General features: G+C 63.8%; 25 protein-coding genes and 1 tRNA gene. 14 read left to right on the top strand and 12 right to left on the bottom strand.

Going from position 1 to position 25,027, the window contains the following annotated elements; all coding sequences use genetic code 11:
• Together JJ959_RS08915 and JJ959_RS08910 are read left to right on the top strand one after the other, a co-directional pair.
• Positions 1–652 (top strand): HAMP domain-containing sensor histidine kinase (locus JJ959_RS08915; RefSeq protein WP_292882306.1); only part of this gene is annotated, 652 nt, incomplete at its 5' end.
• 658 nt (positions 653–1,310) lie between these two features.
• Complete coding sequence (locus JJ959_RS08910) at positions 1,311–1,520, top strand: cold-shock protein (RefSeq protein WP_193181813.1); 210 nt, start codon at positions 1,311–1,313, stop codon at positions 1,518–1,520.
• Positions 1,521–1,641: 121 nt separating this feature from the next.
• Here JJ959_RS08910 and JJ959_RS08905 read toward each other — a convergent pair whose 3' ends face one another.
• The 3 genes from JJ959_RS08905 to JJ959_RS08895 form a co-directional block, all read right to left on the bottom strand.
• Positions 1,642–2,538: a DMT family transporter gene (locus JJ959_RS08905; protein ID WP_292882302.1), complete on the bottom strand. Its 897-nt coding sequence runs from the start codon at positions 2,536–2,538 to the stop codon at positions 1,642–1,644.
• A gap of 110 nt (positions 2,539–2,648) precedes the next feature.
• Positions 2,649–3,689 (bottom strand): cyclase family protein, encoded by a 1,041-nt coding sequence (locus JJ959_RS08900; protein ID WP_292882301.1) that lies wholly within the window; start codon positions 3,687–3,689, stop codon positions 2,649–2,651.
• 118 nt (positions 3,690–3,807) lie between these two features.
• Positions 3,808–4,557: an SDR family oxidoreductase gene (locus JJ959_RS08895; protein ID WP_292882298.1), complete on the bottom strand. Its 750-nt coding sequence runs from the start codon at positions 4,555–4,557 to the stop codon at positions 3,808–3,810.
• Positions 4,558–4,703: 146 nt separating this feature from the next.
• Here JJ959_RS08895 and JJ959_RS08890 point away from each other — a divergent pair, with 146 nt between their 5' ends.
• Together JJ959_RS08890 and JJ959_RS08885 are read left to right on the top strand one after the other, a co-directional pair.
• Positions 4,704–4,883: a YqaE/Pmp3 family membrane protein gene (locus JJ959_RS08890; protein ID WP_193181801.1), complete on the top strand. Its 180-nt coding sequence runs from the start codon at positions 4,704–4,706 to the stop codon at positions 4,881–4,883.
• A gap of 190 nt (positions 4,884–5,073) precedes the next feature.
• Positions 5,074–5,904: a flagellin gene (locus JJ959_RS08885; protein ID WP_292882293.1), complete on the top strand. Its 831-nt coding sequence runs from the start codon at positions 5,074–5,076 to the stop codon at positions 5,902–5,904.
• Positions 5,905–5,919: 15 nt separating this feature from the next.
• Here JJ959_RS08885 and JJ959_RS08880 read toward each other — a convergent pair whose 3' ends face one another.
• Positions 5,920–6,315 (bottom strand): hypothetical protein, encoded by a 396-nt coding sequence (locus tag JJ959_RS08880; RefSeq protein ID WP_292882290.1) that lies wholly within the window; start codon positions 6,313–6,315, stop codon positions 5,920–5,922.
• Between the two features lie 101 nt (positions 6,316–6,416).
• Between JJ959_RS08880 and JJ959_RS08875 the strand changes: the two genes are divergently transcribed.
• Complete coding sequence (locus tag JJ959_RS08875) at positions 6,417–6,872, top strand: PAS domain-containing protein (RefSeq protein WP_292882288.1); 456 nt, start codon at positions 6,417–6,419, stop codon at positions 6,870–6,872.
• On the opposite strand, the gene JJ959_RS08870 is transcribed toward JJ959_RS08875, so the two are convergent.
• Positions 6,869–7,702: a phytanoyl-CoA dioxygenase family protein gene (locus JJ959_RS08870; protein WP_292882285.1), complete on the bottom strand. Its 834-nt coding sequence runs from the start codon at positions 7,700–7,702 to the stop codon at positions 6,869–6,871. The two genes, JJ959_RS08875 and JJ959_RS08870, sit on opposite strands and share 4 nt — an antisense overlap.
• The gene (locus JJ959_RS08865) at positions 7,699–8,622 is read right to left on the bottom strand and encodes a phytanoyl-CoA dioxygenase family protein (RefSeq protein WP_292882282.1); all 924 of its coding nucleotides are present in this window, start codon (positions 8,620–8,622) and stop codon (positions 7,699–7,701) included. Before JJ959_RS08865 ends, JJ959_RS08870 begins: the two co-directional genes overlap by 4 nt.
• Before the next feature lie 218 nt (positions 8,623–8,840).
• Here JJ959_RS08865 and JJ959_RS08860 point away from each other — a divergent pair, with 218 nt between their 5' ends.
• Positions 8,841–9,764, top strand: a complete 924-nt coding sequence (locus JJ959_RS08860) for a J domain-containing protein (protein ID WP_292882279.1) — start codon at positions 8,841–8,843, stop codon at positions 9,762–9,764.
• Positions 9,765–9,767: 3 nt separating this feature from the next.
• Positions 9,768–10,088 (top strand): chaperone modulator CbpM, encoded by a 321-nt coding sequence (locus JJ959_RS08855; protein WP_292882276.1) that lies wholly within the window; start codon positions 9,768–9,770, stop codon positions 10,086–10,088.
• A gap of 41 nt (positions 10,089–10,129) precedes the next feature.
• On the opposite strand, the gene JJ959_RS08850 is transcribed toward JJ959_RS08855, so the two are convergent.
• Both JJ959_RS08850 and JJ959_RS08845 read right to left on the bottom strand, forming a co-directional pair.
• Positions 10,130–10,837 (bottom strand): SDR family NAD(P)-dependent oxidoreductase, encoded by a 708-nt coding sequence (locus JJ959_RS08850; protein ID WP_292882274.1) that lies wholly within the window; start codon positions 10,835–10,837, stop codon positions 10,130–10,132.
• A gap of 86 nt (positions 10,838–10,923) precedes the next feature.
• Positions 10,924–11,910, bottom strand: coding sequence for an NAD(P)-dependent oxidoreductase (locus JJ959_RS08845; RefSeq protein ID WP_292882272.1), 987 nt, complete (start codon positions 11,908–11,910; stop codon positions 10,924–10,926).
• A gap of 336 nt (positions 11,911–12,246) precedes the next feature.
• Between JJ959_RS08845 and JJ959_RS08840 the strand changes: the two genes are divergently transcribed.
• Positions 12,247–12,960 carry a transposase gene (locus JJ959_RS08840; protein ID WP_292882270.1) on the top strand — a complete coding sequence of 238 codons (714 nt, stop codon included), beginning with the start codon at positions 12,247–12,249 and terminating at the stop codon, positions 12,958–12,960.
• Between the two features lie 52 nt (positions 12,961–13,012).
• Here JJ959_RS08840 and JJ959_RS08835 read toward each other — a convergent pair whose 3' ends face one another.
• The 4 genes from JJ959_RS08835 to gph all read right to left on the bottom strand — a co-directional run bounded on the left by JJ959_RS08835 (position 13,013) and on the right by gph (position 16,171).
• Positions 13,013–13,693 (bottom strand): hypothetical protein, encoded by a 681-nt coding sequence (locus JJ959_RS08835; protein WP_292882267.1) that lies wholly within the window; start codon positions 13,691–13,693, stop codon positions 13,013–13,015.
• Entirely contained in the window at positions 13,690–15,111 is a 1,422-nt protein-coding gene (locus tag JJ959_RS08830) for an HlyD family type I secretion periplasmic adaptor subunit (protein WP_292882264.1), read from the bottom strand. The genes JJ959_RS08835 and JJ959_RS08830 overlap by 4 nt, the downstream gene beginning before the upstream one ends.
• A 270-nt stretch (positions 15,112–15,381) precedes the next feature.
• Positions 15,382–15,456 (bottom strand) — tRNA-Val (locus tag JJ959_RS08825).
• Between the two features lie 43 nt (positions 15,457–15,499).
• A complete protein-coding gene (gene gph / locus JJ959_RS08820; protein WP_292882262.1) occupies positions 15,500–16,171 on the bottom strand; it encodes a phosphoglycolate phosphatase in 672 nt (223 codons plus the stop codon).
• 224 nt (positions 16,172–16,395) lie between these two features.
• Here gph and glmU point away from each other — a divergent pair, with 224 nt between their 5' ends.
• The 6 genes from glmU (at position 16,396) to JJ959_RS08790 (ending at position 24,955) form a co-directional block, all read left to right on the top strand.
• Positions 16,396–17,754 carry a bifunctional UDP-N-acetylglucosamine diphosphorylase/glucosamine-1-phosphate N-acetyltransferase GlmU gene (gene glmU / locus JJ959_RS08815; RefSeq protein WP_292882260.1) on the top strand — a complete coding sequence of 453 codons (1,359 nt, stop codon included), beginning with the start codon at positions 16,396–16,398 and terminating at the stop codon, positions 17,752–17,754.
• Positions 17,755–17,773: 19 nt separating this feature from the next.
• The gene (gene glmS, locus JJ959_RS08810; RefSeq protein ID WP_292882259.1) at positions 17,774–19,597 is read left to right on the top strand and encodes a glutamine--fructose-6-phosphate transaminase (isomerizing); all 1,824 of its coding nucleotides are present in this window, start codon (positions 17,774–17,776) and stop codon (positions 19,595–19,597) included.
• Between the two features lie 85 nt (positions 19,598–19,682).
• Complete coding sequence (locus JJ959_RS08805) at positions 19,683–21,086, top strand: CmcI family methyltransferase (protein WP_292882256.1); 1,404 nt, start codon at positions 19,683–19,685, stop codon at positions 21,084–21,086.
• A 5-nt stretch (positions 21,087–21,091) separates the two neighbouring features.
• Entirely contained in the window at positions 21,092–22,489 is a 1,398-nt protein-coding gene (locus tag JJ959_RS08800) for a tetratricopeptide repeat protein (RefSeq protein ID WP_292882253.1), read from the top strand.
• A 97-nt stretch (positions 22,490–22,586) separates the two neighbouring features.
• On the top strand, positions 22,587–23,795 hold the full coding sequence (locus JJ959_RS08795) for a diaminopropionate ammonia-lyase (RefSeq protein ID WP_292882251.1): 1,209 nt from the start codon (positions 22,587–22,589) through the stop codon (positions 23,793–23,795).
• Positions 23,792–24,955 carry a Xaa-Pro peptidase family protein gene (locus tag JJ959_RS08790; protein ID WP_292882248.1) on the top strand — a complete coding sequence of 388 codons (1,164 nt, stop codon included), beginning with the start codon at positions 23,792–23,794 and terminating at the stop codon, positions 24,953–24,955. The genes JJ959_RS08795 and JJ959_RS08790 overlap by 4 nt, the downstream gene beginning before the upstream one ends.
• Positions 24,956–25,027 lie beyond the last annotated feature (72 nt).

The raw sequence follows: 25,027 nt of genomic DNA, 5'->3' as shown, positions 1-25,027 counted from the left end.
TGCGATCATCGGTTTCTCCGGCGCGATGAAAGACGAGTTGTTCGGTCCTCACGGCAGTCAGCGATACCGCGAATACTCGGCGCTGATAAATGAGAGCGGCGAGCATCTCCTGGCGCTGGTCGAGGACATCATGCAGGTCGCATCCGAGGATGCGCAGAGCCGGGACCGGCTGACGGAACTCGTCGACCTCGGGACGATTGCCGCCGATGTGTCCGAAATGATTTCCATGGCATATGGGAATCGATGCCGGCACGTGCTCTCGGTCGCGGACGATGCTCCGCCGGTAAAGGGCGATCGCCGTCAGATCAAGCAGCTTATGATCAACCTGTTGGACAATGCCGAGAAATACAGTCCGGAGGACAGCTCGGTGGAAATACGGATTTCGCGCGATCTAGAGCACGGAGCGGTTCTCAAGGTGATCGATCACGGCTACGGGATGACGGAAGAGGAGATTGCCGAAAGCCTGCAGCCGTTCGGTCGCGGAACCGATCCGCATGTGCGCCAGAAAAAGGGGGCCGGTCTGGGCCTTGCTGTGGTGCTATCCATTGTAGAGCGGCATGGCGCCAGGATGCATATCGACAGCAGCAAAGGGGAAGGAACCGATGTCACGGTTATCTTCGCTCCGGCTCTGCAGGAAGAGGCGGCAGCCTGACCCGTTGTCTGTCCGGTCCCGAAAGAATTGTCTTGATTTCATTATCAGAACATGACCATCTGTCGTCCGTGCACTGCGCGTAGATGGTGATTATGTCATCAACAGTGCCAAGTTCTCGCAAGTCGTCGTATCGATCGTTGCCAGAAAGCCCAATCGGGCAGATTAACAATACGGCAGCTGATCTACGCTAGCTTCCAGAAGATAAAAGGGTCATCCTCCGCAGCCAGTTCGGCGCGATTAGATGGTGATCGTTGAAAGAGCCTATTTGAGACAGCTTAACGACCTTGGCCCCGCCAAGTCCCACCTTCCGGCCCCGTCGGCCGAAGGCCATCCCACCCAAGACCATAGCGTAGTGATCTCCGCGATGCCGAGAGCGCGTGATGCCGTTGGCGCCATGCAGACCGGCTCGGGAAAGACCTTTGCCAACAGGTCTTCCGGTCCCAGTTCCCGACGCTCCGGATCAAGCCGGCGTACGGTTGAAAAGAATGCGCCCCGTCCCGACATCCAGGGCGAACGCAAACCCGGCCCCGATGCGGCCTCTGCGGGTCTTGCCCGCATGCTCGGAAACATCGGTGCCGTAAAACTCCCTGCTTCCGCCTGAGCGCGGCACGCAGAGATCTCCACCCCGACCACAACGATCAGACGAAGGAATATGATCATGGCGACTGGTACAGTGAAATGGTTCAACACCACCAAAGGTTATGGCTTCATCCAGCCGGATGATGGCGGGAAGGACGTGTTCGTGCACATCACCGCCGTCGAGCGCTCGGGCCTGCACGGCCTGAACGAAGGCGACAAGATCAGCTACGAGATCGAGGAAGACCGCCAGCGCGGCAAGTCCTCCGCTGTCAATCTGCAGGCGCAGTAAACAGCCGTATCTACCGAATTAGCGGACGGCTTCCTTCTCTCCGGAGAGGGGCGTCCGTGACGGTGTGAAGAACGCCGGTCCCTTCAGAAGGGGCCGGCGTTTTTTGTGGCCCGCGGGACGCTCAGCCGACCTGACGGACCACCCGCTCGCGGTGGAACGTATAGATGCCGCTGGCGACCACGATGGTCGCGCCGATGACCGTCGCGAGGTCCGGCAGATGGTCGTAGATCAGGTAGCCCCAGAGCACCGCCCAGGGCAGCATCAGGTAATTCAGCGGCTGCAGCACGCTCGCCGGCGCGAGCGAAAGCGCCTTGATCAGAAGGCCGTGGCCGGTCAGTCCGAGGACACCGATCCCGGCCATCATTAGCAGCCCGAACCAGTCGGGCGTGACCCAGAAGAAGGGGCCGACGCAGGTCATCGCGAACAGACCGGTGACGCCGGTATAGAGGATCGTGGTCGAGGCATCGTCATAGCGCGCGGCCCGGCGTGTCAGCACCTGATAAACCGCATAGAGCGCAATGCCGAAGAGCGGAACCAGATGCATCGGATCGAAGGCGGCGAAGCCTGGCCGGATGATGATCATGACCCCGATCGCACCGACGCCGATGGCGCTCCAGCGCCGGATGCCGACCTGTTCGCGCAGAAGCGGGACCGAGAGCGCCGTGGTGATCAGCGGTCCGGCAGCGGCGATCGCCTGCACGTCGGCCAGCGGCAGATGGCGCAGGGCGACGATGAAGACGAGGATCTCGCCGGCGAGCAGCAGACCGCGGGAAATCTGTAGCACCGGCGCACGTGTGACGAAGAGATAGCGTCCGCGCTTGTGGAGGCCGTTCGCCACGGTCACGGTCGCGAACACCATATAGCGGATCCAGAGAATCTGCGGTGCCGGGTAGATCTGCGCCGCCATCTTGGTGATGGTATCCATCACCGAGAAGGCGAAGGTGACCACGAACATGATGCCGATTCCGGCGCGCGTGCCTTCGGCGTCTTCCCGCGCCCCGAAACGGTCGTTCGTCATCGTCCCGCCACGTCCTCTCCCGAAGCCGGGCGTCCGTTATCGGTCCGCAATTTCCGGCGGCGACCACTTCATCGCGATCGCCGCCCTATGTCCAGCGGAATGGCGCCGCGTCAGACCGTTGCGACCGGCGTGGCGGGCGAGCCGACGACGCCGGGCAGGCGGAGCGGCGGCGCGGTGAGCAGGAAGCGCGAACGGCCCGCCTTGCGCAGCCAGAGCGCGAGATCGTGCAGGTACCAGAGCTCGCCGAGCGGCACGCCGAGCTTGAAGATGCAATGATGGTGCAGCGGCATCATCAGCGTCGCATCTTCGGGGATCTCTGCATGCGGATCCTCGACCCCGTAATTGTCGGCGATCAGCGCTGCGAGGCCGCTGTCCGTGATCCAGTTCAGCAGCCGCTCGTCCCGGCTGTCGAGAACGCAGCAGGCATGGTGCAGCGTGTGCTCGTCCGGTTCTTTCTCGAGATCCATGATGACCTTGGAGAAGGCGGTGTGCAGCAGCACCATGTCGCCTTTCTCCACGGTGACCTTGTCGGCCTCCATGATGCGCATGAGCTGGTCGTAATTGACGTAGGTGCGCTCGCGGCCGAAATGCTTCTCTATGTCGATCAGCACGCCGCGGCCCTGAACGCAGGTCTCGGCCATGTTCTCGATGCCGAGCCGCTTCGCGTCGGTGCCCTCGTAGCGGGTATGCTCGCTACCGGGCTGTTCCGAGGTCGGCCCGACGATGTCCTCGCCGCCGCGCCAGCCGTTGTAATAGACAATCTCGGCCTCGCCGTCGCCATCGGCATCGAAGCGCGCGCCGATATGGCAGAGGCTGTCCCACTGGGTCGAGTATTGCAGGCAGAGCAGCACGGAATCGTCGGACACGACGTCGACCAGGCGCGGGTCGTTCATGCCGAGCGGGAAGTTGAAGTTCGCGAGGCCGCCGCGCGAGGTGGCGAAATGGCGGGGCGGGAAGCGCCGCGGGTTGAGCAGGCGCTTGCCCGGGTAGTCGAGCGGCAGGGAGAGGCAGAAGGTCTCGCCGGTCTGGACCTCGGCGATGCCCTGACGGACCTTCTCCGGCGTCAGCAGGTTGATCCGGCCGCGCTCGTCATCCTCACCGAAATCGCCCCAGGTCGATCCCTCGGGACGGTTCTTCCACCGCTTGCTCATCGCGTCCTCGCCTTTTCGTTTCTTTGCTGTTCCGCGCCGGACCGGCGCGCGATGGCCGGAAGTCTCCAACGGGCGTGCCCGTCTGACAAGAGCGCGGGCCGCGGGAAGTCTCGTGCCGTCAGCGCATCACCCGTCCGCCGTCGAAGGGGACGGTCTGGCCGGTCATGAAGCCGGCCGCGTCGGAGGCGAGCATGCGGACGAACTTCGAGGTTTCCTCGTAGGTCGTCAGCCGTTTCAGCGGCACGCTCTCTTCCGACTGCCGGATCTCGTCCGCAGTGAAGAGCTTGCGCACGATCTCGCTGTCGACCATGCCGAGGGCGACCCCGTTGACGTTCACCGCCGGGCCGAGTTCGAGCGCCATGCTCTGGGTAAGGAGGTTCAGCCCGCCTTTCGAGGCGGCGTAGTTGGCGTTGCCCGCCCGCGCCATAATGGCGGTGGTGGCGGAGATATTGACGATCCTCCCATGCCCGGCCGCGACCATCAGACGGCCGACGGCCTGGGCGAGCAGGAAGGGGCCCTTGAGATTGACCGCCAGGACCCGGTCGAAGGCTTCCTCGGTCATCTCCAGCAGCGGCTGGTCAATGCTGAGACCGGCGGAATTGATCAGGATGTCGATGCCGCCGAAAGCCCCGGCGACCTTAGCCACCATCGCCTCGACCTGGTCCTTGAAGGCGATGTCCGCCCGGCAGAGCAGGCCGGTGCCGCCTGTATCCTCGACCGCGGCGAGTGTCTCGCGCGCACCCTGTTCCGAGGCGGCGTAGTTGATCGCGACCTTCGCGCCCTCGCGCGCGAAGTCCACGGCGAGCTGCCTTCCGAGCCCGCTGCTCGCGCCGGTGATGAGGACGGATTTTCCGGTGAATTCGGACATGTGAGAGACCTCCGGCGGGGCAGAAGATGGACGAGAGCCAGAGGTAACACCCGGACGTCGCCGGGCCTACGGTAATCCGGGCGGCACGCAATCGACCGCGCCGGTGCTATGATCAACTCAAGATCAATGTCCATATGGGATGTGCCATGACCATCATCCGACTCATCCTCACCATTCTGCTGCCGCCTGTCGGCGTCTTCCTGACCGTCGGCATCGGTCTGCATTTCTGGCTCAATATCCTGCTGACGATCTGCGGCTATATCCCTGGCATCGTCCATGGCGTTTGGGTCATTGCACGAAAGACTGCGCCGAAACCAGCGGCGTGATGCCGTTGCCAGACTGATTAGCTCGTTCACATAGAGCTTCGCTTGTCACCAGTGCGTAGGCGGCACCCATTTGTTTTTATTGATATTTTTTACCTTCGAAGAAAATTATCTCTTTTTTTTAGGGAAAATCACAGTAAGGTACGCTTCCGCTAGGGCAGAAAGTCCGACGCACCTTAGAAAGAGGAGAGCAATGGCTGTAGCCAATTCGATCAGGACGAATCCGTCCAGCCTCACGGCACTCCGAACTCTCAACGAGATCAACAGAAACGCCGACGAAATCCAGAACCGGGTGTCGACGGGCCTGAAGGTTGCCGGCGCGGTCGACGACGCGTCGAACTTTGCCATTGCCCAGGGCGTGCGCACCGAGTTGCGGGCCTGGAGCGCGGTGACGCAGGGTTTGCGTCAGGCTCAGGGTGTGCTGAAGGTTGCGATTGCGGCCGCGGAAGGCACTTCGGATCTCCTAATCGCGATGAAGGAGAAGACCGTCGCGGCCCGCAATGCCGGCCTGACGACCGAACAGCGCCAGATCATCCACGATGACTACATCGAACTCTACAATCAGGCTCAGGACCTGGTTGAAAGACAGGCGTCCTTCAACGGTTTCAACCTGGTGACGATCACGTCGACCGACTACACGGTTCTGACGGATATCGACGGCGGAAGCTTTACCGTGGCGGCGCAATCGATAAACGGTCAGTCGCTTCAGTTCGGCGTGGCGGGCGCGCTCGATCTCACCTCTCTCTCGAATGCGGCGATCGCGGATGGCATCGTTGATACCGCGCAGGGCCTAGTCGCGAATGCTCTGGGCAGCTTCGGCGCCGATTATCGCAGGATCGAGAGCCAGATCCAGTTCATCGAGGAAATCACGGACGCGTCGAAGGAGGGGCTCGGCAACATTGTCGATGCAGACCTTGCCCGGGAGTCGGCAAAGCTGACTTCGGTCCAGATCCAGCAGCAGCTCTCTGTGCAAACGCTCGGCATCGCGAACCAGCGTCCGCAGACGCTGCTCGGCCTCTTCTGATTCAAGAAACCCCTTTCAGTCTTCCGACGAAGATCTCCGGGTTGCGTGAGTCTCTTCGATCCACGCGAGCGCTTTAGCGGGAGTTCGGAAGATGCTGACGCGTCGTTTGCCACCTTCCAGCCCGAGGTAGGCGGTGTAGAGCCGAAGCATTTTGTCTACGGCGTCGTCATAGCAGACGAAGGCGACGACTCGATCGGATGCGTTCCGGTTCCTGTCCGCCAGCGCTCTCAGGGCGTCCGGCGTTATCTCGGAGAACTCGGCTTCGCGGCAGTCAACAAGCTGGGAGTAGCCCGGATCATAAAGCGGGTCGGTCCGCAAAGCCGTTAGAGATTTAAGCGTTTGATCGAGTTTCAGCAGTCCTGCCAGACGGATCTCGATGAACCGCCGCTCCGGGTCGATCCTGAAATCCATCATGGTGCTCGGGACGGCCTCAACTTCAGTTGCGCGCGTTACGGCTTTTTTAACATGCCGCCGCTATCGTGCCGTTCCCTAACGCTTACTATATTCTTCAAATGACCCGCTTGCACGACTTCATCGGCGAAGCGATCGCCTATTGGGAAGGCCTATCCGACGGTTCCGGGGCGCCGCAGCGCGCGGCGTTCGACCCTGTCGATATTCCGCGGCTTCTTCCCTACATCGTGTTTTTCGACGTGCTCGACGGCGGGTGCGACTTTCGCTTTCGGGTGATCGGCGAGAAGGTCCGGTCGGTTTTCTTCGAGAATTATACAGGGCGGACGCTATTGAGCCTCGCTCATGTCGAACCGGATGGTCCACTTGTCAGAACGTTCCGAAAAGCGGTTGCATCGCGCGCCCCGGTGCGCGAGCCGGTCGAGTATGTCGGCCCCGACAGCGAGGTCGTGAAGCATGACGAGGTCGTTCTGCCCTTCGCAAACAAGGCGGGCGCCGTGACCCATCTCGCGGTCATTGTCGTTCTGGCGCAGCGGCGTTCCGGAACCGGCAGAAACTAACCCGTCTTTCCGCCCAGCATCACCTTGTTGCGCGCACCGGCGATCTCTGTCCAGTGCGCGATATCCGCTTCCGTCATCAGGCCGGTGGGCGGACGGCAGGCGTGGAAATTTCCGTAGCGGTCCTCGCCGCGCACCAGCATCGCGGCCATGTTGCCGCCTTCCGTTTGTCGGGCGCGTGCGGGGATGTATCGGATGGCGAGCCCGATGCGGCGGTCGTCCGTCCGGTTCGGATGCGAGGCGTGGAAGACGCGGCCGTGATGGATCGACATCTGCCCCGGCTCAAGCGCCGCGTCCGTCGCCTCGCGCTCGTCGACCTCGACCGCCAGCTCCTGGCCGCGGGTCAGCAGATTGTCCTCGGCATAGGTGTCGCGGTGGTCGACCCGGCGGTTCTGCGAGCCGGCGACGAAACGCATGCAGCCGCTCTCTGCCGTCGCCGGCGAGAGCGCGACCCAGGCGGTCACTTCCTCCTCGCTCTCCAGTCCCCAGTAATGCAGGTCCTGGTGCCAGGAGACGAAGCTCTTGGTGTTCGCCTCCTTGATGAAGAACGGCGCGTCGAGGACCAGCAGGTCGGGGCCGAGGATCTCGGCCACCACGTCGGTGATCTCCGGTCGCCTTGTGATCTCGTCGATGAAAGGGAGCACGAGGTTCGGATAACGCCTGAGCATCTTCCGGAAGGTCTTGTCGGCTCCGTACTCTGCCTCCGACGCCTCGAGCTGGCGCCGGTACCCCGCTGCTTCAGCCGGAGACATCACGGTGATCGGGCAGACGAAGCCGTCGCGCGCGAAACTCTCGGCGACGGACGCGGCGGCTGCGGTTTCCAGGACGCTCATGCCGGGGCCCTTTCGCGGGGGGTGAAGACGCTGCGGGCACCGCCGCTCTTCTGCGTCTTGAAGATCGAGCCGGCATCGGGGGCGGGCGGCAGCGGCAGGCGCATCGGTACCGCCGTGGCGCGCGGCTCCATCGTCATGTTCCCGGTGATGATGTGCTCGGCAAAATGGTCCCAGAGCGCCTGTCCGCCGCCCTGTGCGAGTTTCGCGTAGCTCGCCGAGCCGACCAGCGGCCAGGCGTCGGCGGCGCGGCACTCGTAGAATAGGATCAGCCGGTTGCGGTCCGAGAGATTTGGCGCAGAGCCGTGCAGGGTGCGGACATGGTGCACCGTCATCGAGCCCGCCTTGCCGGTCAGCGTCACCGCCTTGTCCACGTCGAACAGCGGATCGTCCGGATCGACCGCGCCGCAGAACCGGCCGGTCTCCGGCGCATGGTGCGAGAGCACCGGCCCCTTGTGCGTGCCGGGGATCACCTGCAGCGGCCCGTTCGCCTGGTCGACATCTTCCAGCATCAGCCCGAAGGCGAGCATGTCGTCGTTGCTATGCGGATAGAAGGCCCAGTCCTGATGCCACTCCACCGCCGCCCCGCCGCCGGGCGCCTTGGTGTTGAGCTTGCTGGTCTGCAAGGCCGTGTCCGGTCCGAGCAGGGCGGTCAGCACTTCCGTCATGCGGGACGTCTTCAGCACCTCCCAGTAATAGGGATGCTGCAGATGCGGCAGCTTTATCCGGGTGAGGCGCGGCCGCTCGGCCGAATGCCCCTCATCGAGATCATAGACGTCGCCGCTCTCGGTCACGCCGCGGGATTTCTCGATCAGGTCGTAGGTGATTTCGCGCAGCCGCGCGAGCTGCTCCGCGTTCACCGCGTCCTCGACCATCAGGTAGCCGTTCTCGCGGTAGAAGGCGATCTGATCCGGGCTCAGCATCGGATTTCCTCCCTTTAGGGCGCCGATTGTTTTCGGACGGCGCATTCTTATTTTGGGAAGTATGAACCCGATCGGGCCCGGGGCTACGGAAAATTCGGCACGAGTGCGGCGGCCGATCGCCAATGACGGGCAAGGGTGCGTCGCTTCGTCGCCGATCCGTGGCGGGCCCGTGCGGATCATGTATCCTGATGACCCGGTTCCAGAGAGAGAGTTTTGCCGTGGCGGACGATCTGTATGCGGTGCTGGGCGTCTCCAGGGACGCGTCCGGCGATGACATCAAGAAGGCCTATCGCAAGCTGGCCAAGAAATACCATCCCGACCTCAATCCGGGCGACCGGGCGGCCGAGGAAACCTTCAAGAAGATCCAGGCCGCCAACAACCTGCTCTCCGATCCCGAGAAGCGGAAGCAGTACGACGCGGGCGAGATCGATGCCGAGGGGAACGAGACGCCGCGGCGCTATTACCGCGAATATGCCGAGGCCGGCGGCGAGCATCCCTATCGTTCGAGCGCCGGATACGAGGATATCAGCGACGTCTTCTCCGATCTCTTCCGGTCGCAAGCCCGCGCACGCGGCAGGGGCGGTCCGGAGGGCGAGTTCCGGATGCGGGGCGGCGATGCGCGCTATTCCATCGAGGTGCCGTTCCTCGAGGCGGTGAACGGCGCGAAGAAGCGCGTCACCATGCCGAACGGCAAGTCACTGGAGATCACCATTCCGCCGGGCCTGCATGACGGGCAGGTCCTCCGGCTGCGCAGCCAGGGCATGCCGGGATATGGCGGCGGCGAGGCGGGCGATGCCTATGTCGAAGTGCATGTCGCGCCGCACCGGGGCTTCCGCCGCCATGGCAACAACATCCATGTCGAGCTGCCGATCGGGCTGCACGAGGCCGTGCTCGGCGCGAAGGTCCGCGTGCCGACCGTGACCGGCGCCGTCACCATGACCGTGCCGCCGGGCTCCAATTCCGGGGATACGCTCCGGCTGCGGGGCAAGGGCGTGCCCGCGTCGGCCGGACGGCCTGCCGGCGACGAGGTGGTGACGCTGCAGGTCCGGCTGCCGGAAAAGCCGGACGAGGAACTGAAGAGCTTCCTTGCGGACTGGGCGAAAACGCATGCCTACGATCCGCGCAAAGGGACGGAGGGCTGAGCCATGCGTGAAGAAGCAGAGATCCTTGGGCTCTTTTCGGGCCTGCGCCGCGAGACCCTGCATCTCTGGATCGAACGCGGCTGGCTCGCCCCGGCGCGCGCCGGCGGCGGCTACCGCTTCCGGGAAATCGACATAGCCCGCCTGCGGCTCATTTTCGAATTCAGCACGGAGCTCGCGATGGATGACGAGGCGCTGGACGTGGTCCTGCCGCTGCTTGATCAGCTCCACGGTCTCCGCCGCGAACTGCATCGCCTTGCCGGCGCGGTGAACGCCCAGCCCGAGGAGGTACGGGCGCGGATCATGTCACATCTCGACGAGGGCTGAGGGAGTTCAGGGGCGTGGTCCCTTGACCCCGGAGAGCTGCGTCAGAGCATCGCCTCGTAGCGGCTGTTCACCAGGATCTCGGCGACCGTCGCGCTGTTCGGCAGCGAGAGCGCGTAGGCGACGGTTTCTGCGATCGTCTCGGGCTCGATCTTGAACTGCCCCTCCGGCGCCGGGATATGTTCCGTCATCCGGGTTTCCACCAGCCCCGGACAGACGGACGTCGCCCGAACCCCGTCGTCCCAGCCCGACTGGCGAATGGCCTGGGTCAGTGCCATGGCGGCGAACTTGGAGGCGGAATAGCCGAGGATCTCGTTCCGCAGCACGCGTTTGCCGCCGAGCGAGGCGATATTGATCACCCGGCCGGCGCCCGAGGCCCGGAGGTGCGGCAGCGCGGCCCGCGCCAGCCAGAGCGGCCCCTTGAAATTGACCGCGAACATCCGGTCGAATTCCTCTTCCGTGCCGTGCTCGAGGGAGCCGCCGATCTCGATCCCCGCATTCAGCACGACGCCGTCGATGCGCCCGAAGCGGTCCATCGTGGCGTCGATCCAGGCGGCCGAGCTGTCCAGCGCCTCCGCGTCCCAGTGATGCACCATCGGATCGCCGCCGATCTCCGCGAGCGGGAGGGTCTCCGGCTTTCGGGCGCCGAGACTGAGGGTGTAGCCCCGCGCGGCGAGGCATCTGGCGATCGCCAGCCCGATGCCCCGGTTGGCTCCGGTAACCAGAATGACCCGTCCTTCAGGCGACAGCATGATCTCTTCCTCCCGTTTTCCCGACCAGGCGCATGCGCGCCGGTCATGCCCGTTTCAGCGGCGCAACGCCGTGCGGTCCCGGACACCTAGAGAGTGTCCGGCGAGACCTCGTTCTTCAAGGCTTCGCCACGCACGAAGCGGGGCAGATTGTCGAAGAACAGCTCGTCCCAGCGCGCCCGGACGCCGCTTCCGTTGAAGGAGGTATGGGCGGTCAGGGTGATCTTCGGGTGCTGCCAGAGCGGATCGGACGGCGGCAGCGGCTCCTGATGGAAGACGTCGAGCACGGCCCCGGAGAGCCGGCCGCTGTCGAGCGCCGCGATCAGCGCCGCGTCGTCGATAAGGCCGCCGCGCCCGATATTGACCAGCAGGCTGCCCTCTTTGGCCGCCTCGAAGAACCGGGCCCCCGCCATGCCGCGGGTCTCGTCGTTGAGGGCGCAGGCGAGCACGATGACATCGGCGTCGGGCAGGAAGGCCTGGATCTCGGAGAGCGTTCCCACCCGCTCGATGCCCTCGATCGCGCCCGGCGAGCGGCGGATGACGGAGATCCTGGCGTCGAAGGCACGGGCGCGCCGCGCGATATTGCGGCCGATGGGGCCGTAGCCGAAGATCAGCCAGTTCGTGCCCGAGATCTCCCGGAATGGCGTCCGCTCCCAGGTCTTGGCGGCCTGCAGTTCCCGGCGCCGCTCCAGCGGGTGGAACGCGGCGAGGACATTCGCCATGACATATTCGGAAATCGCGATCGCCTGCGCGTCCGAATTGCAGAGCTGGACGCCCCTCTGTTCGATCTGCTTGTAGAGCGGATTGTCGAGCCCGGCATTGAAGGTCTGCATCACGCCGAGGGAGCGGGTGCGCATGGCCATCTTCAGCGCGGGCTCGACCAGCTTGTCGAAACTGAGGTCGGGGCTCAGCCAGAGGTAATCGATGTCCGCCTCCTCTGGCCGGACCGTCTTGCCGCCGATCCTGTAGTCACCGGCCGCGGTGAAGGGGACGAGCGCGATGTCGGGCCCCAGAGCGTTCAGGCGTGGAGCCAGTCTCTCGATGGTCTTCTCGTAGATCGCAACGGAATGGGGCATTTGACGGACTCATTTTGAGGAGGCAGGGTACGGGAGCCGCGCACGCCGGGCGGGCGCGTGCCGTTCAGTCTGATCCGAAATACGCAGGTCAGGCAACTTCGGTTGCAAGAGGCTGAAGCGAGTGAATTATGCGTCGTGTCCCTATAACTCGCTGAAATTCCCCTAAAAAAAAGAAAAAGTTGAAATTAAATTCAATTAATGCGATTTTTTTTAAATTAGAGTCCATCACGTTTCGCATAGTCTAGTTGGATTATTTTTCCCCGCCGAAAGGACGTTCTTTGGGGACTAAGGGGACACACGACTCATTTCCCCCTCAGCCCCTCCCATACTCCCCTCATGGCACGTTTGGCGCGCGTGGTCGTGCCCGGCCTGCCCCATCACGTCACGCAGCGGGGCAACCGGCGGCAGACTACATTCTTCACCGAGGCGGATTATGCGGCGTATCTAGAGATACTGGCGGACGCCCTGCCGCGTGCCGGGGTTGCCCTCTGGTGCTATTGCCTGATGCCGAACCACGTGCATCTGATCCTTGCGCCGGAAGCGCCGGACGGGCTCGCCGCCGGCCTTGCCGAGACGCACCAGCGCTACACCCGGCGGGTCAATCTCCGGGAAGGCTGGCGCGGCTATCTCTGGCAGGGCCGCTTCGCCTCCTTTCCGCTCGACTATGCGCATCTGCTCGCGGCGGCGCGCTATGTCGAGTTGAACCCGGTGCGGGCCCGGCTGGCTGCGCGGCCGGAGGACTGGCGATGGTCGAGCGCCCGAGCCCATCTCGGGCTGACCGCGCCGGGCATGGAAACGGCGGCGGACCGGATCCTCGACGGTAGCCTGCCGGAAGCGGTCGGAAACTGGAGGCAGTTCCTTGCCGGCGGCCTGGCGGCGGAGCAGGCGGACGCACTCCGGCGTCATGAACGCACCGGCCGGCCGCTTGGAAGCGATGGCTTTCTGAAGACGCTGGAAAGGTGTCTCGGGCGGGTCCTCGCGAAGCGGAAACCTGGGCCGAAGCCGAAAGACACCCCGGAGGAAGCCATGGACAGGCGCGGAATTAAGTAGTGTGTCCCCTTAATCCCGTGTCCCCTTAATCCCGATTTCGTTTTGCCAAAAATCAGACATCACACGCCTCATGTTCCAGAATCAAACAGTCGATCAAGTCTCGAGTTAGATCAAATATGCGCGCTAGTTCCTCGATGCTTTTGACCCTCTCAAAAACACCTTTTTCTGCTTCTATCGTGTAATTTGTCGAAATAGATAACTTCAACGTAAAAATAATTCTGTACAAAGACTCATTCCTGTATCTCAAAATAATTAAATCGTCATTATATATAATATAAACTGACCCGCTTCCATTGCCATCTTTTTCTTCTAATATTTCGCAACATATAGAGAAATCGACATTGTTTAATATATATTTTTCGAATTTCTTGAATTTATTCTTTTTATTTTCTACGATTGACCACGAGGAACCATCACATTGCTCATGTAATTCTCCAAAATGCGTCCATTGACGGAAAAATTTATCTTCCCCGTGCAGTATATTCTTTAATGCTTCATACCTATTCAAACCTTCCAACTTCTTAGTTGAGATTATCGGATTCACAAAAACTGGACCTTCAATATTGAAGTTTTTTACAAACAGCTCTTTATCCACAAAATATTCATTTCCGCAATTCAGTAGTACGTATTTTTCATTATTTTTTTTGCTTGCCGCATTGGCGATTCCAGCACAATACAAGATGGCTATTAATATGGCGCAAAGTTTAATACCTTTTTGTCCATAATAGATCATCGTTCCCGCATCCCTTCGCTCGCATAGCGCAGCACCGGCTGCAGCACGTATTCCAGCACCCGTCTTTCCCCCGTCAGCAGGTCCGCCGTCACCGACATGCCCGGCACCAGGCGGACGTCCCGGCCGTCGACGCGGAGATGCTGGCGCTCCAGCTCGATCCTTGCCGTGTAGGACAGCATCTGCGGCGCCGCCTGCGGGCCGCTGGTCGCCGCGCCCGGGGCGCCGGCGGCGTTGTTTGCATCCTGCGGCACCACGGCATCGGCGCTGAGGGCGACGACGCGCTCCTCGATGCTGCCGTAGCGCATGTAGTTGAAGGCATCGACCTTCACCGCCGCGCGCTGGCCGATCTCGATGAAGCCGATATCCCGGTTGGTCACCGTCGCCTCGACCGTGAGCGGGGCCTCCTCCGGCACGATGCGCATCAGCGCCGTGCCGGGCTGCACATAGCCGCCGAGCGTGTGCACGGCGAGGCCGGTCACCTCTCCCGCGACCGGGGCCGCAAGCGTCAGGCGGCCGACCCGGTCGCGTGCCTTGATATGTTCCTGGCCGGCCGCGCTCTCCCGCTGCCGGGCCTCGTTCAGTTTCCGCTGCGTCTCCGCCTCGAAGGCGAGCAGCAGGTTCGCCGCCGTCGCCTCCGCGCTCGCCAGCGTCGCCGTCGCCTCCGCGATCCGGCTTTCCAGGATCAGCGCCTGGTGCTGCGTCTCCAGCAGCACCTGCTCATGCTCGAGATAGACGGATTTCTGCGTCAGCTGCTTCTCGAAGAGGATGCGCTGGCCCTCGACCCGTTCGGTCAGGAGCGGCAGCACGGCGCGGACCTTGGCCTGCTCGGCGCGGAGCGAGGCCAAGGTCGCGCGCGCCCGGGCCGCGTCCTTCGCCGCCCGCTCCCGCTCGCCCGCCAGCGCCGCCCATTCCGCGCGCAGCACCGCGAGCGCTTCCGCCACTTCGTGCTCCGCCGCGCCCTCCGGCGCCGCGAAGACCTCCTCCGGCGCCAGCGGCGCGCCGCCGGCCGAGCGTTTCGCGAGCTCCTCCGCTCGCGAAACGCTCAAACCTGAAAATTGGGCGAGCAGATCGTGACCGGATGCGTCCATCCGGTCACGATCTGCTCTTACGAGCGCCGCCGCGCCGATCAGCGCCTCGTGCCGGGCGACATCGAGCCGGGCCGCCGTCCATTCGCGGGTCAGCTTCTCGAGATCGGCGCCGCTCTCCGTCGGGTCGAGCGAGAGCAGCGGATCGCCCGCCCGGACCAGCGCGCCGTCCTCGACATGGATTTGGCGCACGATGCCCGGCAGGCTGCTCTCCACCACCTTCACCTTGCCGCCGGGCACGATCTTGCCCGGCGCCGCGACCACGATGTCGAGATGGCCGAACCAGGCCCAGATCCCGGCGCTGCGAAAATGCCCAAGAGAATCGCTCCGCACGAATTGTCCCAGCGCGAATATTAGGCGGTGCGCACGTGCGCGTCACCAGTGGATCCCGGCTCGTGGGCCGGGATGACGATGGTGGAGATGGCGGGGCGAGGGAATTAAAGGGAAAGGAATTAAAGGGGCGCGATACTTGACTGCTGGATTCTTCGTATTCTGCGCACGATTTGGCTAACTTAACGCGGGTATCCAGACGCGGAAAATGCCCCATCTGGTGCATCTGACCGGAGAGCACTGTTCATCGCGACGTAAGTATCTGAAAGTGCGTGGTGGGCGCGGCTGGGATTGAACCAGCGACCCTCGCCGTGTGAAGACGATGCTCTCCCGCTGAGCTACGCGCCCGTCGCTTGGTGGAGGGCTCTCTTAAGGGGCCCGCTCCCGCCTGTCAAGCAAGCGATGCGAGGGCGTCCGGCAAATCGCGGAAACGGTCGAGCCGGGCCGCTGCCGGGATCTCATCGAGCGGGGTCCGCGCATAGCCGTAGGTCATCAGGATGAAGGGCATGCCGGCGCCGCGGCCGGAGTGGGAATCGTGCTCGTTGTCGCCGACCATGCAGGCCGCCTCCGGGGGAACGCCGAGCCGCTCCAGCACCGCCGACGGATGCGCCGGATCGGGTTTCCTGACCGGCAGCGTATCGCCGCCGACGATGGCCTCGAAGAGATGGCCGAGGCCGAGCAGGGCGAGCACCTTGTGGGTCGCGCGTTCCGGCTTGTTGGTGCAGATCCCGAGGCGGTAGCCGGCGGCCTTCAGCGCTTCCAGCGTCTCCGGCACGTCGGGATAGGGCACCGTTCGGTCGCTCGCATGCGCCTCGTAGAGCGCGATGAAGCGCTCCGTCGCCGCCGTGAGGGCCTCCGCCTCCAGCGCGACGCCGCGTTCCGCCAGCGCGCGCCGGACGAAGACCTGGCCGCCATCGCCGACGAAGGAGCGCGCGGTGGCGAGGTCGATCGGGTCGAGCCCGCGTTCGGCGAGCAGCATGTTGCCGGCGGCCTGCAGGTCGGGCACCGAGTCGATCAGGGTGCCGTCGAGATCGAAGACGATGGCGGAGAGTTTACGGGACATGAGGGGCGGCCGGAGCGGTTGCGGGACGATCTCGGCTATAGCACGGCGCCGTGCCTTCGCGGTGTCCGATTTTCACGGCACGAATACCAGATGAGGGAGCCTCGCCGGACCGGGCGGCAAGCTGTTGTGAAAGGTAAGAAATCGTGACTGTCTTGGCCGGGGGCGTTATGGCATTTTCGCAGCATTCGTTAATGCTATTGCGTCACCTGCAGCATTGTTGAGTCATGAACGATCCCGTCGCAGTCGTCGTCCTCGCCGCGGGCAAGGGCACCAGAATGAAATCGGACCTGCCGAAGGTCCTGCATACCGTCGCCGGGCGGCCGATGCTGCACCATGTGCTGGCGGCGACGGAACCGCTGCAGCCGGCACGCCGGGTCGTCGTGCTGTCGCCGGGCCAGGAGGCCGTCGCGGCCAGCATCGCGCCGATCCCGACCGCGATCCAGCATCCGCCGCGCGGCACCGGCGACGCGGTGCGCGCGGCGAAGGCGGAGCTCGAGGGCTTCACCGGCACCGTGCTGGTGCTGTTCGGCGACACGCCGCTGCTGACGCCGGAGACGCTTTCCCAGATGGTGGCGATGACGGAGGGCCCGGACGGCGCGGCCTTCGTCATTCTCGGTTTTGAGCTCGACAGCCCGGGGCGCTACGCGCGGCTGGTGCTGGACGAGGCGGGTGGGCTCAGGAAGATCATCGAGGCACCGGACCTCAAGGGCGACGAGGTCGATATCAAGCTCTGCAATGGTGGCGCGCTCGCGGTCGACGGCAGCCGGCTCTTCGACTGGCTGGAGCGGCTGGAACCGCACAATGCGCAGGGCGAGTTCTATCTCTTCGACCTGCTCGATTTTGTGCATGAGGAGGGCCGCAAGGCGGGCGTCGTCTGGATCGATCCGGTCGAGACCATGGGCGTCGATTCCCGCGCGGGACTGGCCGCTGCCGAGGCGAAGATGCAGGAGCGCCTGCGCCGCCGGGTGATGGACGAGGGTGTGACGCTGGTCGCGCCGGAAACGGTCTTTCTCAGCTTCGACACGGTGATCGGGCAGGACAGCGTGGTGCAGCCGCACTGCGTCTTCGGCCCCGGCGTGAAAATCGGCCCCAAGGTCGAGATCAAGAGCTTCTCGCATCTGGAAGGCGCGACGGTCGGCCTCGGCGCGCGCGTCGGTCCCTATGCGCGGCTCCGGCCGGGCGCTGAGCTTGGCGAGCGGGTCCATGTCGGCAATTTCGTCGAGGTGAAGAATGCGCGGTTCGGCGACGGAGCGAAGGCCAATCACCTGAGCTATGTCGGCGATGCGGAGGTCGGCGCGGGCGCGAATATCGGCGCGGGCACGATCACCTGCAACTATGACGGCTTCGAGAAGCATCTGACGGAGATCGGCGCGGGCGCCTTCATCGGCTCGAATACGGCGCTGGTGGCACCGGTCCGGATTGGCGAGGGGGCGCTGGTCGGCGCCGGCAGCACGGTTACGGAAGATGTCGGCGCGAACGACATCGTGGCGGTGCGTGGCGCGCGCAAGGTCGTGCCGGGCGCGGCCGTGCGCTACCGCGAGACGCGGGCGGCGCGCAAGGCCGCGAAGAAGAAAGACAGCTAGAAGAAGGGACCACCCGCGCATGTGCGGCATCATCGGAATGATCGCGAACCGGCCGGTGGCCGAGCATATCGTCGACGCGCTGAAGCGGCTGGAATATCGCGGCTACGATTCCGCCGGTGTCGCGACGCTCGACGGCGGTCCGGCGGAGCGTCGGCGGGCCGAGGGCAAGCTGTTCAATCTCGAGAAGAGCATCGACGCGTCCCCGCTCGGCGGCGCCATCGGGATCGGCCATACCCGCTGGGCGACGCACGGCGCGCCGACCGCGAACAACGCCCACCCGCACCGCGCCGGGCGGGTCAGCATCGTCCATAACGGCATCATCGAGAACTTCCAGGAGCTGGCGGCCGAGCTCGCCGCCTCCGGGATCACGCCCGAAAGCGAGACCGATACCGAGATCGTCGCGCTTTTCTTCAACAAGCTTCTGGAGGACGGGCTTTCTCCTGATGCGGCGATGGAGAGGGTCGCCGAACGGGTGACCGGGGCCTATGCGTTGGTCCTGATGATCGACGGCGAGGAGGATCTGCTGCTCTGCGCCCGCCGCGCCTCGCCGCTTGCCATCGGTTATGGCGAGGGGGAGATGTTCATCGGCTCCGACGCGCTGGCGCTCGCGCCCTTCACCCGGAAGATCTCCTATCTCGAGGACGGCGACTGGGCGCTGATCCGCCGCGCCGGCGCCGAGATCCGCAACGAAAAGGGCGATGCGGTCGAACGTCCGGTCAAGCTGACGGAGGCGACCGGCGCGCTGATCGGCAAGGGCAATTACCGGCACTTCATGGAGAAGGAGATCCACGAACAGCCGGAGGTGATGGGCTACACGCTGTTCCACTATTACCGCAGCGCCGACCGTTCGATCTCCCTGCCGGAGCTGCCGTTCGACCCGGCGTCGCTGCCGAAGCTGACCATCGTCGCCGCGGGCACGAGCTTCTATGCCGGCATGGTGGCGAAATACTGGTTCGAGACCCTGGCGCGCATTCCGGTCGAGATCGATATCGCCTCCGAGTTCCGCTACCGTAACCCGGTGATGCCGGAAGGCGGCGCCGCGCTCTTCATCTCGCAGTCGGGCGAGAGCCTGGACACGCTGATGGCGCTCCGCCATGCCCGCGAGGGCGGCCAGCATATCGTCGCCCTGGTGAACCAGCCGGAAAGCACCATCGCGCGGGAAAGCGACGTGGTGCTGGAGACGCTGGCAGGCCCCGAGATCTGCGTCGCCTCGACCAAGGCCTTCACCACCCAGCTCGTCGCGCTGCTGACGGTGGCTGTCGATTTCGCCCGCCGGCGGAAGAGCGCGCCGGCCCAGCAACTCGACAAGGTGATGGACAGTCTCGTCCATCTGCCGGCGCAGATCGGCGAGGTGCTGAAGGAAACCGAGCGCTACCTGCCGGTGAGCCACGAGCTCTCCAAGGTGCGCGACGTGCTCTATCTCGGCCGCGGCCTCTCCTATCCGATCGCCATGGAAGGCGCGCTGAAGCTGAAGGAGCTGAGCTACATCCACGCCGAGGGCTATGCCGCCGGCGAGATGAAGCACGGGCCCATCGCGCTCCTGGAAGAGGGCGTCCCGGTCATCATGGTGGCGCCGATGGATCCCTGGTTCGAGAAGGTGGCGAGCAACGCCATGGAGGTCCGGGCGCGTGGAGGGCGGGTCATCCTGCTTTCCGACAAGAGCGGCATCGACCGGCTCGGCGACCTCGCGAGCTGGTCTTTCCAGTTGCCGGAATGCGACCCGATGGTGGCGCCGATTCTCTACACGATTCCGGTGCAGCTGCTCTCGTATTTCACGGCGGCGGAAAAGGGGACCGATGTCGATCAGCCCCGGAACCTTGCGAAGAGCGTGACGGTGGAGTGACCTGAGGGCGGAACTTTATTGCGGGAACGCTATTTGCTCGTGTGATAGGGTCGCTTTGGCTTTTTAACCAATATTTGTGATGCCAATGCAGGTCGATATCTCCGAGTTCAAAGATATTCTTGATGTCAGTTGGCAAACGACGTCGGAAATACATTGGCTCATCGAGCAATTGATCGCCCTACAGCCAAAGCGGGTGCTGGAGATCGGCGTTGCCCAAGGCGGCACAACCGGATTGTTCAGCCGGATCGTCGGTCCTGACGGCCTCGTGGTCGCGCTCGATATCACAGACGATCTCGTCGACCCGCGGGTACGGTCCCTGGAAAATATCAGTTTTCTGATAGGCGATTCGCACGATCCGGCAATGCTGGAAGCCGTCCGCGCGGCCTCGCCCGAATATGATTTCATGTTGATCGACGGCGATCACAGCGTCGACGGTGTCCTGCAAGATACGGAAATGTACCTTCCGCTCCTGCGGGAGGGCGGTCTGGTGGTTTGGCATGACGTTCGCCTCGACGCGGGCGAGGGGATCAAGCAGGTCTGGTATCGAGATTTCCGAAGGAAATTGCTGGGATCTTTCGAGGTCTATGCCCAGCCCTACAATAATGGGTATGGTGTCTGGCAGAAAACCTCTGTCACCGTCGACGCTTTTGAAGCGGGAGCGCTTCAGGCGCTTAAGGCCGGGCGCGGTCAGGTCGAGGATTTCCGGCGTATCCTGAAGAACGACTGCTACCGCCTCAAATCCTGGGAAGCGCTGAAGGCTCTGGCCGAGCAAACCGGCGACGAAGCGCTTCAGCGAGAGGCGTCTGTTGCGCTCGCGCTGCTCCCGCCCCATTCCCCGGATTGCGTTCGCGGGCTCGTCTCGGGTGGGACCGTTAGCGAAGATCCGGTCCTGGCGGCGGGACTAGATGCCTTGAACCGCGAGCTTGCAGGGGAAAAGGGCCCGGCCATCGACTGGCCGGTGGCAATGGCGGCGAGTGCTGGCGGGTTTCATGACGTCGCCGAGGCGCGGATCGACCGGGCGCAGGTCTCGGATGCGCATAATCTCGGCTTGCTGCTCGACAGGATCGAAATCCTGGAAAGGAGCGATGCGCTGATTACGGATGTCGTGGCGGCGGTGGCCGATGCGGTCAGAGTGTCGGCCGGCACGGCTCGGGAAGCCGGATCGGAAGCCCGGCTGCAGGACGCCATGCGCCGTGCTTTCTCGGCATGCTACCTTCTGCAGAGATATTCCAGTCCGGCGCCGTTACTGGAAGCATGCCTAACGTCCAGATCGGACCTTGCGCCCTTATTGACGGAAATTCTGCTCTATCTCTGCACGATGACCGTGAAATTGCGTGTTCGCCGCGACCAGGTCATGGATTTCTACCTCTCCTATCTGAAGAGATCCGTCGAAGCAGCCGGCGCCCAACTTGCACCAGGGCACCGGCGCAATTCGGAAATTTTTCTCTCGGGAGCGTGGCGGGCGCATCAGAGCGAGGCAACAGGATGAATTGCATGAACCGAGTCCAGGATTTGACCATCGGTTTCACCGAAGGTGCAGCGGCTGAGTTGTGCGCCTGCATCGACACTCTAGACGACCAGACCGTTCTGGAGACGGTCGGCGGGGCGGTTTCCAGCGGATTGTCGGATGCGTCCGCACGCGCAGTGCGTGCGATTGGCCATCACTTGTTGCACATGGACAGAATGGAACCGGCGCTCACGCTCTTTGCGACGATGATCCAGTCACCTTATTTGACCCGCGGGGATGTATATGCGCTGGGGCACACGCTGATCGGTTACAGCGGACTTTGGACAAACCCCGATCTCGCAGCGAATGCCGCGACGGTCATGTCCATTCTGACCAAGCTGGACGGGAATGATTTCGATGCATGGTTGAACGTCGCCGGTGTCTGGCTGGACACCCCTGTCGAATATGTCCGCGCTGAAGATCTGAAGGCCGCGGCCGATGCGTGCAAGCGGATACGCCCGCTGTCTGCTGAGGCTCACTATGTCGCGGGTATGTACGAACAGCAGTTTGGCGACATTCGGTCAGCCGTACGGGAATACGAAAAAACTCTTGAACTCGATCCCGGCCACGTGGCCGCGCGCTTTCGACTCTGGCAGATGGGGAAAGCGCGCGGAGACGGGCGGGTCGCGGATCTGGAACTCCAGGTCGATGGTCGCGCCGGCGATATTGTTGTCCCCGCCGGCGCGGACGACGCCGCGCGCCACGCTTACAAGTCGTTTGGCGGTACTGTCTTGCGCGGCGCCATTTCCCAGACTGGCTTTGACAGTTTGATAACCGATCTCGAACCCTGGCTCCGCAAGTACATGGCGGAAGAACACAGGAGTTCGGTCGGCTTTAACAAAGCGTCTGAGTCGGTCCGGGCGCGTCTACTGGAACTTTTAAACGGCGAGCCCATCGGCAGACATGTTCTGCAAGCGCTCGGTCGGTGGGGTGGAAAGGGATGGAAGCCCCACATACATGGTCAATGGCTGCTTCAATGGCATGAGCCGTCGGATCCCAAGCCGACCTCGCTGCATCAGGATTACCCCGTCTATGCGGACAATGCAGACTGGTTCACGATCTGGATGCCGTTCGTTGAGTGTGGGCCGGGGATCGCCCCGGGACTTGAAGTTCTGCCCGTCCGAGTCAATCACCCGATCCATTTCGTCAGAGAGCGAGGGCATTACATCAACCCGGTTCCTCTTGAAGATGCCGTCGAATATTTCGCTCCTTTCATGGTCAGACCGACTTTCGAGCCTGGCGATATTCTGGTGTTCGACAAGACTTCGATTCACAGGACTTATACGGAGCGAAACCTCGACCGTAATCGTTTGAGCTTCGATTCTCGCTTCCAGGTTGGTGCTTCTCCCAAGGGATATCCGGAGGAAACGGCGGCGGTCGCTTGATCCGAGACCGAAGAGCGGTTCGGCAGCAATCCTTGCGAAGAGCGTGACGGTGGAGTAGGGCCTTAACCTCGGATTTCGGCACGAGGGAGCGGCCAGGGTGAAGATCGAACGGGAACTGACGGCGCCGGATCTGCTGCGCCAGCATGTATCGCACGCGACCCTCGGGGGCGCCTGGCCGGCGGAACTGGATGCGGATTTCCCGGTCTCCATGGCCGAGGCGGCGCTCGCCGAGATCTCCTCCTGGCCGGGTTATGCGGCGACGCCGCTGGTCGAGCTGGACGGGCTCGCATCCCATCTCGGCGTCGGCTCCGTGATCTACAAGGACGAGGGACCGCGCTTCGGGCTCGGCAGCTTCAAGGCGCTGGGCGGGGCCTATGCGGTCATGTTGCTGGCGCGGAAATGGCTTGGCGAGCATGGGCACGGCGATGCGGCGCTCGCCGATATCCGCTCCGGCAAATACGCCGCCGCGCTGAAGGATCTCACCGTCACCTGCGCGACCGACGGCAATCACGGCCGCTCGGTCTCCTGGGGCGCTGAGATGGCGGGCTGCCGCTGCGTCATCTTTATCCATGCCGAGGTCAGCGAGGGCCGCAAGGCGGCGATGGAGGGGTTTGGCGCCGAGGTCCGGCGGATCGCCGGCGACTACGACGAATCCCTGAAGCATTGCGAACGCGAGGCCAAGGCGAGCGGCTGGTTCGTGGTCTCCGACGCCTCCTATCCCGGCTACATGGACATCCCGCGCGACGTGATGGCGGGCTATACTGTGATTGCGAGCGAGGTTCTGGCGCAGACGGACGCCGCGCCGACCCACATGTTCGTGCAGGCCGGCGTGGGCGGGTTCGCCGCCGCGATGGTCGCGCGCTTCTGGCAGCGCCTCGGCACCGCCGCGCCGTGCACCGTGATCGTCGAGCCGGATCTCGCCGCCTGCGCCATCGAGAGCGCGCGGCAGGACAAGCCGGCGATTGTTCCGATCCATGAGGAAACCCTGATGGCCGGTCTCTCCTGCGGGGAGATGTCGCTCGTCGCCTGGCCGATCCTCTCCGGCGGCTGCTCCGACTATGTCACCGTCGGCGAGGAGGGCGTCGGTCCGGCCATGCGCCTGCTCGCCTCCGGCGAGGCCGGGGCGAAGATCACCGCGGGCGAGTCCGGTGTCGCCGGGCTGCTCGGCCTGATGGCGGTGGCGGCGAACCCGGAGCTGAAAGCGCGGATCGGTCTCGGTCCCGGGAGCCGGGTGCTGCTGATCGGCAGCGAGGGCGCGACCGATCCCGAGATCTACAAAGCTATCGTCGGCGACCTCGCCGCATGAGTATGGCGCGCGGCTTTCCCGCCGCCGAGTTCGAGGCGCGGCTGGAGCGCGCTCAGCGTCGCATGGCGGCGGAGGGGCTCGACCTGCTGCTGCTGACCACAGAACCGGACGTGCGCTATTTCAGCGGCTTCCTGACGCAGTTCTGGCAGAGCCCCACGCGTCCCTGGTTTCTGCTTGTGCCTGCCCGGGGGAAGCCGGTCGCGGTCATTCCCGGCATCGGCGCGCCGGCAATGGAGCGGACCTGGATCGAGGATATCCGCACATGGGCCTCGCCGAACCCTTCGGACGAGGGGCTTTCGCTCCTCGCGGAGACCGTGCGGGAGCTTGGCGGCGATGCGCCACGCATCGGCATTCCTTCCGGTCCGGAGACCCATCTCCGCCTGCCGCTCGCCGAATATGACAAGCTGCGGGGCCTGCTTCCCAGGGCAGCCTTCCGCGATGATGCAGGAATCGTCCGGGCGCTCCGGGTTGTCAAATCCGAGGCCGAAATCGCCAAGATCCGGACGGCCTGCCAGGTTGTCTCGGGCGTGTTCGAGGACTGGTCCGGCTGGCTCGCGCGGGGCATGAGCGAGCGGGAAATTTTCTGCCGCTTCAAGATCGCCTGCCTCGAGGCGGGGGCGGACGATGTCTCCTATCTCGTCGGCGGCGCGGGGCCGGGCGGCTATGGTGACATCATCTCGCCGCCCTCGGAACGCCCCGTGCAGGACGGCGATGTGCTGATCCTCGATACCGGTACGCTCCACGACGGGTATTTCTGCGATTTCGACCGTAATTACGCCATCGGCGCGCCGTCGGAAGCGGTGGCGCGCGCCTACCGCACGGTCTTCGCGGCGACGGAAGCCGGGCTAGAAGCCGCGCGGCCGGGCGCGACCTGTTCCGGTCTTTTCGAGGCCATGGCGGGCGTGCTCTCGGCAGACGGTGCCGGGGCGGGCAATGTCGGGCGGATCGGCCACGGGCTCGGCACGGTGCTGACCGAATGGCCCTCGATCACGGCGACGGACCGGACAGAGCTCGTTCCGGGCATGGTGCTGACGCTGGAGCCGGGGCTCGAATACGCGCCGGGCAAGATGATGGTGCATGAGGAGAATATCGTAATTCGCGAGGATGGCGCGGAACTGCTGACACGCCGATCGCCGGGCGATATCCCGGTCGTGACCTGAAGCGGAGCCGGTTCGGTGCCATTGATCGAAATGCCGGCAAGGTCCATGTTCAACGCTCCAGCGGCGAGGAGA

Origin of the sequence: Nisaea sp. (genome assembly GCF_017640745.1) — a bacterium.
Classification (GTDB): domain Bacteria; phylum Pseudomonadota; class Alphaproteobacteria; order Thalassobaculales; family Thalassobaculaceae; genus Nisaea.
The sequence above is the reverse complement of the archived record's forward strand: the minus strand, read 5'-3'. Positions and strand labels throughout refer to the sequence as shown.